11 protein-coding genes are annotated in these 14,400 nt (G+C 43.1%); 7 read left to right on the forward strand and 4 right to left on the reverse strand.

The genetic code is table 11. From position 1 onward, the window contains the following. Positions 1–22 precede the first annotated feature (22 nt). The 4 genes from QNM16_RS21405 (at position 23) to gloA (ending at position 4,666) form a co-directional block, all read left to right on the forward strand. Positions 23–1,522 carry an ethylbenzene dehydrogenase-related protein gene (locus QNM16_RS21405; protein WP_284022316.1) on the forward strand — a complete coding sequence of 500 codons (1,500 nt, stop codon included), beginning with the start codon at positions 23–25 and terminating at the stop codon, positions 1,520–1,522. Beyond that, entirely contained in the window at positions 1,519–2,196 is a 678-nt protein-coding gene (locus QNM16_RS21410) for an Lcl C-terminal domain-containing protein (RefSeq protein ID WP_284022317.1), read from the forward strand. Before QNM16_RS21405 ends, QNM16_RS21410 begins: the two co-directional genes overlap by 4 nt. Before the next feature lie 5 nt (positions 2,197–2,201). Continuing rightward, positions 2,202–4,151 (forward strand): pre-peptidase C-terminal domain-containing protein, encoded by a 1,950-nt coding sequence (locus QNM16_RS21415; protein ID WP_417710433.1) that lies wholly within the window; start codon positions 2,202–2,204, stop codon positions 4,149–4,151. Positions 4,152–4,225: 74 nt separating this feature from the next. Continuing rightward, entirely contained in the window at positions 4,226–4,666 is a 441-nt protein-coding gene (gene gloA / locus QNM16_RS21420) for a lactoylglutathione lyase (RefSeq protein ID WP_284022319.1), read from the forward strand. A gap of 49 nt (positions 4,667–4,715) precedes the next feature. Here gloA and QNM16_RS21425 read toward each other — a convergent pair whose 3' ends face one another. The 4 genes from QNM16_RS21425 to QNM16_RS21440 form a co-directional block, all read right to left on the reverse strand. Beyond that, the gene (locus QNM16_RS21425) at positions 4,716–5,471 is read right to left on the reverse strand and encodes a type 2 periplasmic-binding domain-containing protein (RefSeq protein WP_284022320.1); all 756 of its coding nucleotides are present in this window, start codon (positions 5,469–5,471) and stop codon (positions 4,716–4,718) included. A gap of 78 nt (positions 5,472–5,549) precedes the next feature. After that, positions 5,550–8,342: a collagenase gene (locus tag QNM16_RS21430; RefSeq protein WP_284022321.1), complete on the reverse strand. Its 2,793-nt coding sequence runs from the start codon at positions 8,340–8,342 to the stop codon at positions 5,550–5,552. A 283-nt stretch (positions 8,343–8,625) separates the two neighbouring features. Then, entirely contained in the window at positions 8,626–8,940 is a 315-nt protein-coding gene (locus tag QNM16_RS21435) for a hypothetical protein (protein WP_284022322.1), read from the reverse strand. A gap of 160 nt (positions 8,941–9,100) precedes the next feature. Next, complete coding sequence (locus QNM16_RS21440) at positions 9,101–10,576, reverse strand: amidohydrolase family protein (protein WP_284022323.1); 1,476 nt, start codon at positions 10,574–10,576, stop codon at positions 9,101–9,103. A gap of 244 nt (positions 10,577–10,820) precedes the next feature. Here QNM16_RS21440 and QNM16_RS21445 point away from each other — a divergent pair, with 244 nt between their 5' ends. The 3 genes from QNM16_RS21445 to QNM16_RS21455 all read left to right on the forward strand — a co-directional run bounded on the left by QNM16_RS21445 (position 10,821) and on the right by QNM16_RS21455 (position 14,331). Further along, positions 10,821–11,543, forward strand: a complete 723-nt coding sequence (locus QNM16_RS21445; RefSeq protein ID WP_284022324.1) for a metal-dependent hydrolase — start codon at positions 10,821–10,823, stop codon at positions 11,541–11,543. A 146-nt stretch (positions 11,544–11,689) separates the two neighbouring features. Continuing rightward, complete coding sequence (locus QNM16_RS21450; protein WP_039609348.1) at positions 11,690–13,105, forward strand: alanine/glycine:cation symporter family protein; 1,416 nt, start codon at positions 11,690–11,692, stop codon at positions 13,103–13,105. A 215-nt stretch (positions 13,106–13,320) separates the two neighbouring features. Continuing rightward, positions 13,321–14,331 (forward strand): CobW family GTP-binding protein, encoded by a 1,011-nt coding sequence (locus QNM16_RS21455; protein ID WP_284022325.1) that lies wholly within the window; start codon positions 13,321–13,323, stop codon positions 14,329–14,331. Positions 14,332–14,400 lie beyond the last annotated feature (69 nt).

Here is a 14,400-nt window from a genome sequence, read left to right on the forward strand (position 1 = left end):
AATAATTAATATGAAAACCTTTATGCAAAGACAAACTTTTATTGTCTTACATGTGATTGCCATTGTGATAACTATCGGCAGCATGTTAACAGGCTTTAGAATCGCCATCATTAGCCAAGATTGGTTGGCGCCTATCTCCGCGCTCATACCACAAGGTGCAGTACATAGCTGGCACCTTGGCTTTTCTGTGGGACTAACCTTACTCGTGGCAGTTTTTATTGGTTACACTATTTGGGCACCTTTTCGCAGTTATCCATCTATTTATCATAAATTAATTAACTACTTAGGGTATATCAGCATCTCCCTTGTCATCTTATCTGGTTGGGCTGTTTGGGCAAACTTTTACAGTCACGAGGCGCGCAGTATTCATCAAATCGCCATGTGGCTAATGGTCAGTTACTTTATTCTTCATGCTTGGGTTTATATCTTGCAAAAAGGCCGTGGGGTATTTGCCGCAATATTGCCAAAACGACTCAAAATGGCACATATCAGCGCTATGCTGTGCTTAGTTGTCTTAGGTGGGTTTGTTCACACTCTCACTCTAAATGCCAGCCATCAGCTTGATGTGCACACCATTGCCGATACCACTTTTATTGAAATTGATGGCCAAGGCACTGAACCTCAATGGCAAGATGCAGATACATTTACCGTAACCACCATAGGTGGAGCTAACTTTGAAAACGGCAGTACCGATGTCTCAATTAAAGCACTAGCAAATCAATTTGAAAGCTACTTTCTTATTTCTTGGCAAGACAACTCAAAAAGCACCAATCATTTACCACTATTAAAAACCCCCACTGGCTGGCAGGTACAAGAAAATGGCTTTTATCGGTTCGATGAGCGTACATTCTATGAAGATAAGTTTGCCGTCATGCTTTCTGATGGGTGTGAAGCTGCTGGTGATAAAACTTATTACTCCGGTGATAAGCCTCTCAAGAACAAGCCGAAAAATTGGCATGGCAAAGGGTATCATGCCAGCTTAGATGGCAAGGTTCGAGATTTATGGCATTGGAAAGCCGTGCGAACCAATGACATGTACCTCGCTGATGATAACTTTATCGGGCCGCCCAGCGAACACCTCAAAGGCAAACGTCGTTACTCTGCAGGTTATCAGGCGGATGGAAAAGAGAGCGGTGCTTATGTCATGAACTGGCAATGGTACAGCGCCAAAGGCATATCGCCTAAGCGCTTACCTGAAAAAATGCAGTCACACCAAGCAGTGTTACCTTGGTTCGGTTCAACCCCTTACCAAAGTGCGCAAGATACCTACCCAATAGGTACATTTTTACCCTCAGTTTTGTATCGTTCTAACCGTTTTGAAGGAGACAGAGCTGACGTGCGGGCTCGAGGGCTGTGGCACGATGGGCGCTGGACCTTGGAATTGGTTCGCAAGCACAACACCCACTCCAAATATGATGTACCACTGCAAACAGGAACATGTATGTGGGTATCTGCTTTTGATCACGCACAAATTGCCCACACCCGCCATATTCAAGCAATAAAACTGAGGTATTCTCTGTGATACAGCGACTATTTATATCAGCCCTGATCCTAGCAGCTTTCATCGGTATTTGTTTGTTGCCGCAAGCTCAGCCTAAGTTGAGCCAACATAAACGCTTCACTAAGATAACCCAAGATGGTGGCAAGCTCTCTCCATGGCAAGGTCCATGGGCATGTGTGCACGACAAGCAAAATCATATCTTGTGGGAAGTCAAAACCGACAACGAAAGCATTCATGATGGTTATTGGACTTATTCTTGGTTTGATGGCGAAAAAGGCAAGCAAAACTTTGGCGATTGTTATTTTGAGCCAAACCGCTGTGATACCCATGATCTTATTCGTCATACCAATCAACAAAGGCTTTGTGGCGTGTCAAAGTGGCGATTGCCCACAGCCAAAGAACTGAAAAGCCTCATTCAAGCGCCGACATCTCCGGCATTGCCGCATATCGCCAATGACTTTTTCATACATATCAAACAAGGAGATTATTGGAGCTCCGAGCACAGTCAGCCTTTGGCTAAGCAATATCGTCAAGGCGGCCAAGGTGCAACCGCCATTAATTTTCATTTTGGTAAAAGTTACACACTACCCTACCGAAATGCCGCATTTGTGATGTTGGTAGCTGATCTACCAACGGCAAATATCCAACCGCAGTTAAGTCGTCGCGAAATAAATACACATCAGAAACAGGAATGAAAACTATGAGAGCCCTCCATTTTGGCCTCGCTTCAACATTAATCATGGCAGGAAGCTGCTATGCAGGGAGTGATTATCACCGCATAGTTTGGGATGGCAACCCAAGCAGTCAAGCAACTATCGGCTTCACACCAGCAGGTGGTTCAAATCACGTCGTCAAATATGGTACCAGTACAGACGAGTCTAGCTGGACAACAAAAGCAGTGACCGCAAGCCACACTTTTGCAGGCAGCCTAAGCAACCAATTTGTAAAACTAACCGGACTGCCTGCTGACTCAGCGATTTACTACCGAGTGTGTGATAGCACTGGATGTGGTCAGCATTTATGGTTTAAAACGGCACCAACATCGACAACAACAGGCTTTGTTGCCATCGCAGGTGGTGATACCCGTACAGGCTGGACCACACGTCGTTCAGGCAACCAAATGGTCGCCAAAATCAGACCTTTGTTTATCATGCATGGTGGGGATTATACCAATGCCAACTCAGCCTCTGAGATGAAGGAATATCTTAAAGATTGGCAGCTGACCTTTTCAAGCGACCTGATCGGCGGACAAAACTATAAACGTGTGTATCCATTTGTCGCTACGCATGGCAACCATGAAGATGATAACTATAAAACCCTGTGCCAAGTGTTTGGGGTTGATTATAACAATGATGGTCAATGCACCAGTGCTGATACCTACGGCGCTTTCAACGTGTCTAACTTGCTTCGTGTCTATACGCTAAATAGTCAATATAAAAACAGCGGCTGGTCAAGCTACGCAATAGCGATGAATAACTGGCTAAAGCAAGACTTACAGAGTCAAGGTAACAGCGCGAAATGGCGCGTAGCTCAGTACCATAAACCTATGTATCCTCACTACTCTGGCAAGTCTGACAATACAATCTTGCATACGTGGTGGGCTAATAACTTTTACGACCATAGCATGAACTTGGTAGTTGAGTCCGACACACATATTAATAAAATCACTGAAGCGCTCAAACCTTCCGGTAGCAACTTTGCTAAAACCACCACTGGTGGAACTGTATACGTAGGTGAAGGCAGTTGGGGGGCGCCAGCACGTTCAGCAAATGACCCTAAATCTTGGACCATTGATTTAGCTAGTATCCAACAGTTTAAGGTGCTTTCTGTAACACCCAATAAACTTGAGGTAAGAACGGCGCAGTTTTCATCTTCAACTAATACCCTATCTCGTGAGCAGCGTGCAGCAGACCCACTTGCATTACCGGGCAATGTAAACTGGTGGTACGCAAGCGGTTTAGGTGATGTGCTACCACTTGTACAAAGCACATCTGGCCGTTCAATTATTGATACGCCTGACTTACCAAACCCGAATGTTCTTGAAAATGACGTACCAGCGACAGGTTTAACTGGCGCAAAAGGCAGCAAAACCATTTACACCATGGAAGTACCTGCCAACACTAATCAGCTATCGTTTACTTCAAGCGGTGGTACAGGTGATGTAGATATGTACGTGAAGTTTGGTTCAGAGCCAACAACATCCAGCTACGATTGCCGCCCATACAAAGATGGTAATAATGAGTCGTGCTCTATCACAAATATTCAAGCGGGTACCTACTATGTCATGCTAAATGGCTATGCAACTTACAGCGGTGTTTCACTGGTTGGCTCATTCAGTACAGTTGCCGATCCAGGTAATAAACAACAATGGACAGGCCTGTCGGCAAGCAAGTCAAACTGGACTTATAAAACCTTTGAAGTGCCTGCTGGCAAAGCTAAATTAACGGTAAAAATAAGTGGTGGCACTGGTGATGCTGACCTTTATATTCGCTCAGGCAGCCAGCCGACAACCTCATCGTATGATTGTCGCCCTTATGAAAATGGCAACACTGAAACATGCACCATCACCAACCCAACTGCGGGCACATGGCACCTTGGTGTTAGAGCTTATGAAACCTATAGCGGCGTGACTTTAAGCGCAGAATATTAAGCTATACGTCGATTGCCCCTTGCGAAGTCAGCGTTTGCCCATATTATGTTGGGCATATTCACAAGGGGCAAGTTATGAACTTTTTACATACCATGGTGCGCGTAAAAGACTTAGACGCATCACTTAAATTTTATTGTGACCTACTAGGACTGGTTGAAATTAAGCGAAAGGAAAGCGAAAAAGGTCGCTTTACACTTGTTTTTTTGGCTGCACCGGGCCAATTAGAACAGGCACAAGACACTTTTTCACCTACGATTGAACTCACCTATAACTGGGATACTGAAGAGTACACAGGCGGCAGAAATTTTGGCCACTTAGCATTTGCTGTGGACGACATTTACGCACTATGTGACAAAATTCAACAAGCCGGTGTGACAATAAATCGCCCACCAAGATGCGGACACATGGCGTTTATCAAATCACCTGACGGTATTTCAATTGAACTACTGCAAAAAGACAAACCACTAGAGCCGCAAGAGCCTTGGTTATCTATGCCAAACACAGGGTCTTGGTAAGCAACTTAATAAAAGCGGATGTTTAGTCCGCTTTTTTTAATCTGCTTTTTTAATCAGGAATGTGATACGAGCTCACTAATTCCTTCATGTATTTTTTAAATGGAAGCGATCCCGTTGTCTTTTGTAAAGGTCCAAACAGGTACTTATTATCTTTTGGGATCAGTATCGCCCGATAATATTTTTGATGGGATTGATGTGACAAAGACAAGCTGGTCCACCAGCCGTTCTTCTTAGCAAAGTAAAAGAAGGTGGGTCGGCTTACCACGGCAAAATCGAGCTTTTGCTGTAAAATCAGCTCAAGTAACTCTTTCTCACTCTTAGCATCCACCCTTGTCAGCTTCTCTCTTCGCTCAGCTTCTGCCAATTTGGGGTAATAATAGCCTTCGACGCCGCCATATTTTTTTCCATGCAGCGACGCTTGGCTTTGATAGTCAAACGGCTTTTTTATGCTGGAGACAAATTCATCTGTGTCATAAAAAAGCGGATCACTCCAGACAAACTTCTGCTGTTCAACGTCGTCAAACCATAAAGGATTCACGCCCAATACAGCACCTGCTAACGTATTCCGCTCAAGTTGCTGCCGGATCTGCTCTTTGCTCATAAACACCAGCTCATATTGCAGCTTAGGCTGAAACTCGTTTAACAGATTGACAATGTCAAAGTACAAGCCCTTTTTATCCGCCAAGCTCTCGATATAAGGCGGTTTGTTATGGTAAGTAAACAAGCTTAATCGTTCTAGCTGCTCACTTTTCACACTCATTGATAAAAGGGCAAAGACACCCAGTACAAATAACTTTAGCAACATACACCCTGACAATGACTAAACAGCTTTAGTTATAATTTATCCTGTCGCTGTTTAGTCATCAAGTTTTAGACAACAAAGTTAGTTGCAATAGCCTTCATTGTATCGAACTAGCACCGTCGCCCCTTGGTGTATACCAGATACTTTAAGGTAACCCCAATATTGGCTTTGTCCGGTCAGATTAATACACTCGGTGTTTCCTTCTAATGAAGAGCGAGCCTCAACATTGGTGTCATTGGGCCAGCCTTGGTTACTGTATTCTAAAGTTAAGTCACCACTGCCATGAGCTGTTTGAATACTAATACTGCCCTGCTCTTGCACATTCTCTAGGCTAAACCACATAGGTGCTTGACTCGCTGCCAAACAAACAGGCGTGCCCGCGCTTAACCTGCCGCCAGACAAACCACCTTGTGTAACACACAGATCCGGTAAAGTAGAAGCTGGCGGTGTAAAGTCAGCAACCAAGGTTACATTGTCAAAGCGGTTATATCCGCGCAACATAATAAAGTAGTCACCTATTAATGGCTGCGCGATATCACACCTTTCGGCGTTGCCGCCAACATACGGACGACAATCATAACTATCCAGTGTCGGTAATTGTCCCTGTTTAACATACAGGTCGGCATCGCCTGTACCACCTGACGTCGCGATCACTAAATCAGTGGCGCCAGCCGGTAGAGTGAGTCTGAAGTACTTAAATGCATCTTGCTCAGCTGCCACTGTGACAGACTGCCCTTTAAGCAGTGTCACCACGTTATTGGCCGTTTCTGATACTTCTACCGAAGTCGATACATTGGCTTGCGCACCTTGCGGGTCGCTTACGGTTAGCGAAACTGTATAGGTCCCCTGCGCACTGTAGATATGAGTCGGGTTTGCACTGGTACTTTGCGCACCGTCACCAAATTGCCATAAATAAGTCAGTGCTTGCCCTTCAGGATCTGAACTACCTTGACTGCTAAACTGGATGTCATTACCAATCGTGCCTGAGTAGGGCCCATTGATAGATGCAAGGGGCGCTTTATTACCGTCACTTCCTGCAAGTGCTAATGTCCATTGCGTAAACTCCTGATCATAGCGCTGTGCCCAATCATCGACTGTTGTCTTATATCCCGACCAGTTTCCTTCTCTAGTATGGGTAAGCATGACTTTCAACTCTTCAAAGTGACGTTCAAACATAAAGCGTACTGCCAAGTAACCCCAACGGTAAATTCGGTCTTGATCAAAGCCCGCATACGTCGTCGCAAATATCTCATTCAAACGATACGTACTACCATCTTTTATCGTATCTATAGCTGCTTGGTTGTCATTTAAGTTAGCAACATACTCGGCAACCCCTTCGCTCCACCAAACAATCGCTTCAGTTGGCGCATTAAAATCTCCATACAAATCAAATCGGCCATCTAGGTAATGTACATATTCGTGCTCTAGGTTCCAAACAAAGTGGTCCGCTTTGGCATAGCTTGCCTCATAGGCAATAAAATTAGCCTGATTACCAACTTTACTGGGGTCACCCTCCAAATACATACCGCCATTATTGGTATCAATCTTAAAAATCGCTTTAGCATATTTTCCATAGTCACTGCTACTATCAAAAATATTCACCTGTAACATGGTATTGTTGTCATCTGCCACGGGGGTTTGGTTGGTTGCCAGCATTTGATGAAAACGCGTCTCTTCAAGCGCCATTGTCTGACACGCCGCGAGGTGCTGCTGCGCAGTCATATTTTGTGAACGGATCCGAATTGTTGGGCTGCATTGATGTGTTTGAGACAATGCCTTTTGTGTCAGTGTTTGTTCAAAATTACAAATGCCAAAGGTGTCGCAATCAGCGTAATACGTTGCCACATCTGCCGCAGCGAGCCAGATCCCATCTCCATAACCAAAGCTTTCAAAGCGGCTAAATAAGTCTTTCAACGCCGTATCAACCGTCGGCTGAATTGGGGCATTTTTATAGGTTTTTAATCTCGCTAACTCACTGGCAGAGTTGATTATCAAGTATTCGGCATCTGAGCCAATCATCCAGTTTTGTTTTGTAAATTCAGCAAGCATGTTCACCAGTTCACTGTCTGATTGTACTTTAGCTACAAACTCCGCATTCCACTGACCGCGATACAGTATGGTAAAAATGCCATTTACCGCACTGCGCATATACCATTTATCCGCGTAAGACTGCTGCCACTTTGATAGCCATGCTTTAACAACTGGCAAATAGACATCTTGCATTTCGGAAGAGTCCATTGACGTGATGACTTCTTTCAACACCTTACCATGGGCATCTGAATTGGTGTAAAAATGCGGACTTTTTACAAACTCGTCTATGGCGGCACGTACCTCAGGTTTTAGGCTCGAACCAAAGCTCACCGAGTCATTGTAAAACTCCACATAATAACCTGCACGGATAAATAGAAATAAGGCCTCTAAAGCCGCACTGCCATTGCCGTCATAACTCGTCGCCAATGACTTTGCACGAATTGCTGCTGCACGCATTTTTTCTGTGGTAAATACGGATGTTTGCAGGTTACTCGATGCACTAAATAATTCATTAACACAACTTGCGCCTTGCTGCACAACCAGATCAGCAATGCTCGCATCATTCGCTTGCGCCAACAAATTAATGTCACACTGTACGACAGCAGCCTGTGTCTTCATTGTCATAAGGGCAGAATTAAGAACACTCTCTGTGTGTTTGAGCAAGGTATTTTGTGCTGTTGGCGCGTTGTCATGCACAAATTGACCATGCTCATCGCCGTGATTTAGTTGATGCGGCTGAGATGTTTGCAATGGTTTAAAAGCTCGCTCATTAACTTGGTGAGCAAAAGACTGTAAACTACACGCCACCAACGGCAACGCTATAGCAAGTGATTGTATTTTCATAATATTACCTTTTAAAATGTGTATCCAAACCCTCTAACTGGGCACACTTTTTTAACATAACAGCAATATTGCATACAATATATTTTATATAATATTATTTCATAAATAGCAGGATAAATTCGTTATCTTGATATTTGAAATACTGGATTATTCCTGTTGGAATGACATTGCTTCAACACTTAAAATCAAGGTAAAGCAAGTAAAGACAAATAGTTATGGAATGTTAGGACACAATTTTCCAAAGAGGCAAAGCAGCCATTCAGCTGTAATCGTTTTAGAGAGCTTAGTCAGAGGTATTTTTATTTACATATTGAATATTCACCACGCCTTGATTGCGCATGGTCACTAAAACTGTTTGCTTTTCCAATCTTAATGGGTACTCGCCATCTGGTAAATTTTTGCTTGCTAAGTTATTTAACCCTGTAATTAGGCCTAGCGTTTGTGCCTCATCATGGGAAGGAATATGTACTTGTCCACGAGTCTTTAAATAATCAACGCCTTTATCAACCGCGCCTTCTACGACTGACTTAGCAATTTTTCTACTCGCTTCATTTTTCAACGCTTTAAAAAATAATGATTTAAATATAGTTGCGATCATGCCAGTGCCCTAATGCTGAAACTTAACTTTATTGTGACATATGAAATTATTACACTCCATTACACCTACTGATTAAAGCAGCTTTTTAATTTAAGATCCGTCACGAATTAGATACAAATCGTTTCTAAATGTTTCCTGTATATACACTTTAAATTTATATTTACAGTAAAACTGCTTTTATATCTCGCCAACGCGTATTGTCGATAAGCGGGTCATGATCTAGCTTCATATAATGCGCTGCACCACCAATTTGGTTAAAACTGGGGACTTTTGCATGGCGTGCTGCTCCATGTGTGATCGCTGCCAATGCGTGTAAACGAGTTAGGCATTGTCCTGAATCTAATGTACGCTCATCGCAAGAGTAGTTTTCAGGCATCGCTTCAATATCACGTTCGGTGGCAATTTCAGCTAACCTTAACGGACACAAAGGCTCTCGTGGAAAATCACTGTGCAAACATAAATTACTGCCGTTGTGTAAAATGCGATTACAAGGCACAAATAACTCGTCATAATGATACTCATGAACCCACTTATATCCACATGTCGCCAATCGGCCAATAGTAATGGCAACTGACACCTTTTCATCAAGGCGCTCTAATTGAGATGTTTTCATCACCTCGCAGTGATCAACCCGTGCAAGGTCGTCAATGTGGGTTTGATAGGTGTAATAAGTAGAAAAACGATGTTTGTCCGAAGTACTTTGAGTAAGATTATCAAACAATAGTTCTACAAAGTGGCTTTGCAAAGCTACCTCAAAATAACTGATCCCACGCTTTTTACCCTGATCTACAATCGTATTAAATGTACTAGGGAGCGTACCTAGCTGACCCAATAGCTCCTTATCACTAAACGCCCAAGGCAAAATAGACATACCTTCTGCATCAACATAGCCCAAAGCCTTAATCGACTCGATAAATCCACTAAACGCAGGCGATCTGCCAATGGCACTTTGTTCAATTTTTTCTAACAGTGCACTATTAACAAACGCCATAGAAAAGTTATTACTTACAATGCAAACTGGACGCTCCAAGGCCAACTCATCCAGTGCATCCACATTTAAGGCACACAGTGGTTTGCCCCAGTTTAGTAAGTAGGGGTCTAACCCAAAGCAAAATAAACAATCACCTTTATCCAAGCTACTGTTCAAGTAATCCATTGTATTAAACAAATAGGATAAATTGTAATCGTGCATCACACGTTTAGCACTGCCACATAAACCAAATAAGCCAATGTCTGCATAGCCACGACACAAAGCGGCCTCAACAAGGTAGCTATGTACAGTGACACAACTTGGAGTAATCACTTCTCCCCCTTGCAGACTATGAATCCTTAGCATGGCTGGACGCCTTTTTGCATCCTGATAGACCGCGTCAAATGTACCTATGTTGAGTAGTTGGCCATTGCAAATTGATAACGCCTGCACTTTTGAGTCTGAATGTAAGAAGTCTCGGTAAATCGCGCCTTCATAAAGGCTATCGTACACATCAATAAACATTTCAGAATTCGCACTGACCGAATCACTGCTGAAGTTTGAAAATAAGTTGGAGCTATATTTATCTGCCAGCCGATTAAGCCAAGTTTGAATAAACGCGCTTTCCATTGGGTGATTTTGCAGCATGGGATTAAGAAAGTGCATAAAGTGATCACTCCTAAGCCGAGCAAAGATAGCTCGACAAAACATTCCACATTTATTGTGTTAACCGTCTAAAACTAGCCAACTGGTTAAATAAAGAACATTACACCTTATTACAGCTGCGCTTATTCTCCATATATAGCCAGCGAAACATGTTGCAATGTGCGCGCCTTGGTTTTTCATGTACACTAGCAGCCAAGTGTATTAATCCAGCATTATTTAATTTATTCAGCTACTTGGAAGTACTATGGCGAATTTCTCTACACATTTAAAAGCGTCCACCATTGTCAGTGCAACTTTCAGTTCATTGCTATTGAGCATCGCGGAAGTAAATGGCTTTCAAGCGCTTGGATTGTTCATCGTTGGCGCATTAGCTGGGTTATTACCTGATCTTGACTCAGATAAGTCCAAATCTCTCAATAGTCTGTTTAGTATTTTTGCCATTCTGGTCGCGGGTATTTTACTGCTGAATTATCAATTTAACTCTGTCATCGAGACTTGGCTCATAGGCGCACTTATCTATGCGGGCTTTATGTATGTGATTAAGCCAGTTTTTGAGCATTTTACAGTGCATCGCGCCACGTTACACTCTATCTCGGCGGTCATTATGTTCTGCTTACTCACATTTCATGGCACCATTTTGCTTGGCATGAGCTTGCACATCACTGCACTTTGCTGCTTATTTGTGTTTGTCGGTGCAATGACACATTTAATCCTAGATGAGTGTTACAGCGTCGATATAGACAATAAAGAGCTCAAAGCTTCCTTTGGCACAGCAATGAAACTCATTGATTTAAGATACCCTTTAACTTCTATATCTCAACTTGGGGTAACAGCTGTGTGCCTATATTTTGCAATGCCTTACTTTGATGATATCTCTTATTTAGTAATGAATTGGCACGATAAATTACAGTCTCTAAACTTTTTACCTGATTTAGACAACCTTTCTTGGCAAAGCATAATTTCTTAAGATGAATTGACGCCTCAGCGATGTAAACACAGGCTATGCAAACAATACTGTACAATTGAATTCGACGCAGTAATTTCGTATAGATGCCAAGTTGTGGTAAGTTACGCGCTCAAAATTATTCGTTACCTTAAATTAAAGGATATCCGATGGCTGAGTTTTTTAATCAAATCAGCGGCCTGTTGTGGGGACATATTCTTATATACCTCCTGATCGCAGCCGGTGTTTTCTTTACAATCCGACTTGGATTTATTCAATTTGCTCAATTCCCGCATATGGTCAAAGTCATGGCCAATAGCCGAAGCGGCGCAGGTGAAGGTATCTCTTCATTTCAGGCATTTTGTACCTCACTCGCAGCACGTGTAGGCACTGGTAATATGGCCGGTGTGGCGGTAGCCCTTTATTTAGGTGGTGCAGGTGCTATTTTCTGGATGTGGCTTATCGCCTTAATCGGTATGGCTACCAGTTTCGCAGAAAGCGCTCTCGCTCAGCTTTATAAAGTGAAAGATGAAGACGGTAACTACCGAGGCGGACCTGCTTATTACATGCAGTATGGTTTGAACAAGCGCTGGATGGGAATATTATTCTCACTCTGTCTTATCCTTGCTTTTGGCCTAGTATTCAATGCAGTACAATCAAATTCCATTGCCGCAGCATTTGAAGTGGCATTTGATGTACCTAAATATGTAATGGGCATTGTGCTTGTTATTGGCTCTGCGTTCATCATTTTTGGTGGTCTGAAAACCATCGCACGCTTTGCAGAGCTCGTTGTACCATTCATGGCATTAGCTTATCTGTTAGTTGCACTGTACGTGTGTTTTAGCAACTTTGAGCTACTACCAGATGTATTCATGCAGGTTATTAACAGCGCATTCGGTTTAGAGCAAGCAGCTGGCGGTGCTGTAGGCTATGCCGTTATGCAGGCGATGATCCAAGGTATTAAACGCGGCTTGTTCTCTAACGAAGCCGGTATGGGTAGTGCGGCAAATGCTGCTGCAAGTGCAACACCAAACCCAAATCACCCAGCATCTCAGGGCTACGTGCAAATGCTTGGTGTATTTGTTGATACCATTGTGATCTGTAGTGCAACTGCAGCCCTTGTTTTGCTATCAAACCAGCTGGTGCCTGACTCAGGTGTTACCGGTATTGCATTAACACAGGCAGCGCTTGTAGAGCACGTTGGTCAATGGGGTGCAATCTTCATTGCCGTTGCTATTTTCTTCTTCGCATTCACATCAATTGTAGCGAATTACAGCTACGCTGAGACTAACCTGATGTTCTTGCAGGAAAACAAAACAGCCATGATGGTATTCCGTCTGTGTGTACTAGGCATGGTGATGTTTGGTGCTGTTGGCGAACTTGGCCTTATTTGGACGCTGGCTGACATCTCAATGGGTATGATGGCCATTGTGAACGTTGCTGCGTTATTCATGTTGTCGGGTATTGTGATCTGGCTTGCAAAAGACTACAAAGCCCAGCTTAAAGAAGGTAAAACACCTAAGTTTGACCCAAGCAGTCGACCTGAAATAGCAAAAACGCTTCCTAAAGGTATTTGGCGCAAGTAAATTACCACTCACCTTTACCTAAAAAAGCGGCAGTTAATCTGCCGCTTTTTTTGTTCTCCTTGCCATTCAAAGCCATTAAATCCACTAACTTATATTAAGAGCCTATTAACAACAGGATGAACACCATTCTTAGAAAGACAACAATTGTTATAGTATAACATTTCAAATATAATGCGCGGCAACCGTCACACAAGTGTGAAAAATTGGAGTATGTAATGCAAAGTGATAATCAGCCGATCTCGGCTATACCAACTAACATCATCACCGGCTTTTTAGGGGTAGGTAAAACCTCAGCAATTAAGCACCTTCTTGCGCAAAAGCCTGAGGATGAAAGATGGGCTATCTTGGTCAATGAGTTCGGTGAGATTGGCATTGATGGTAATTTACTCAGCGGCAAACAAGACGAACAAGTATATATTCGAGAAGTACCCGGTGGCTGTATGTGCTGCGCATCAGGTTTGCCAATGCAAATTGCGCTCAATCAACTACTCAATGAAGCTAAGCCGCATCGCTTACTCATTGAACCCACAGGACTTGGTCACCCCTTAGAAGTGCTGCAATTATTATCAAATCAATATTACCAGCAGCTGCTTAGCCTTGAAAAAGTCATCACCCTAGTCGATGCACGCAATCTTACAGATACCCGCTACACAGAGCATGCTACATTTAATCAGCAAATCGCCATCGCTGATGTCGTTGTCGGTAATAAATTAGATTTATATCAAGACACTCAAAAAGCGCAGCTTAAGCTATTTTTGACTGAAAAGGGCTTTGAGAGTAAGCAATTAGAATTTTGCTCACACGGGCAACTCAACCCCCATTGGCTTAGCGGCAAAACCATCAATAACGCTAAACCACCTTGTCATCACCACCATCACCATGATGCCGATCCAGCAAGAGACATTAACGCAGAACCTTTCCCTGAAGATGGCTTCCTAAAAGCTCAAAATGAAGGAGAGGGCTTTGTTAGTGTGGGCTGGCGTTTCGCCCCTGATCAAGTATTTGACCGCGAGAAGCTGAGGGTATTTGTCACAAGTGTCGACGCAGAGCGTTTAAAGGCGGTGTTTATCACCATGGATGGCATTTTTGGCTACAACAAAACAGCCGATGGCACGACAGAAATAGAATTAGACGAATGTATTGAAAGCCGCATTGAGATCATTGGTGAAAACCTAAATCCAGACCTTGAAGCTACTCTGCTTACGTGTTTAGTAGCCCATCAATAAACACTTAGTGACAATAATTTATTAGATTATTGTCAACAAAACTTTAAACAAAGGAGGGGTTAAAAGTAT

It is taken from the genome of Pseudoalteromonas umbrosa (assembly GCF_030125375.1).
In the GTDB taxonomy this organism is placed as follows: domain Bacteria; phylum Pseudomonadota; class Gammaproteobacteria; order Enterobacterales; family Alteromonadaceae; genus Pseudoalteromonas; species Pseudoalteromonas umbrosa.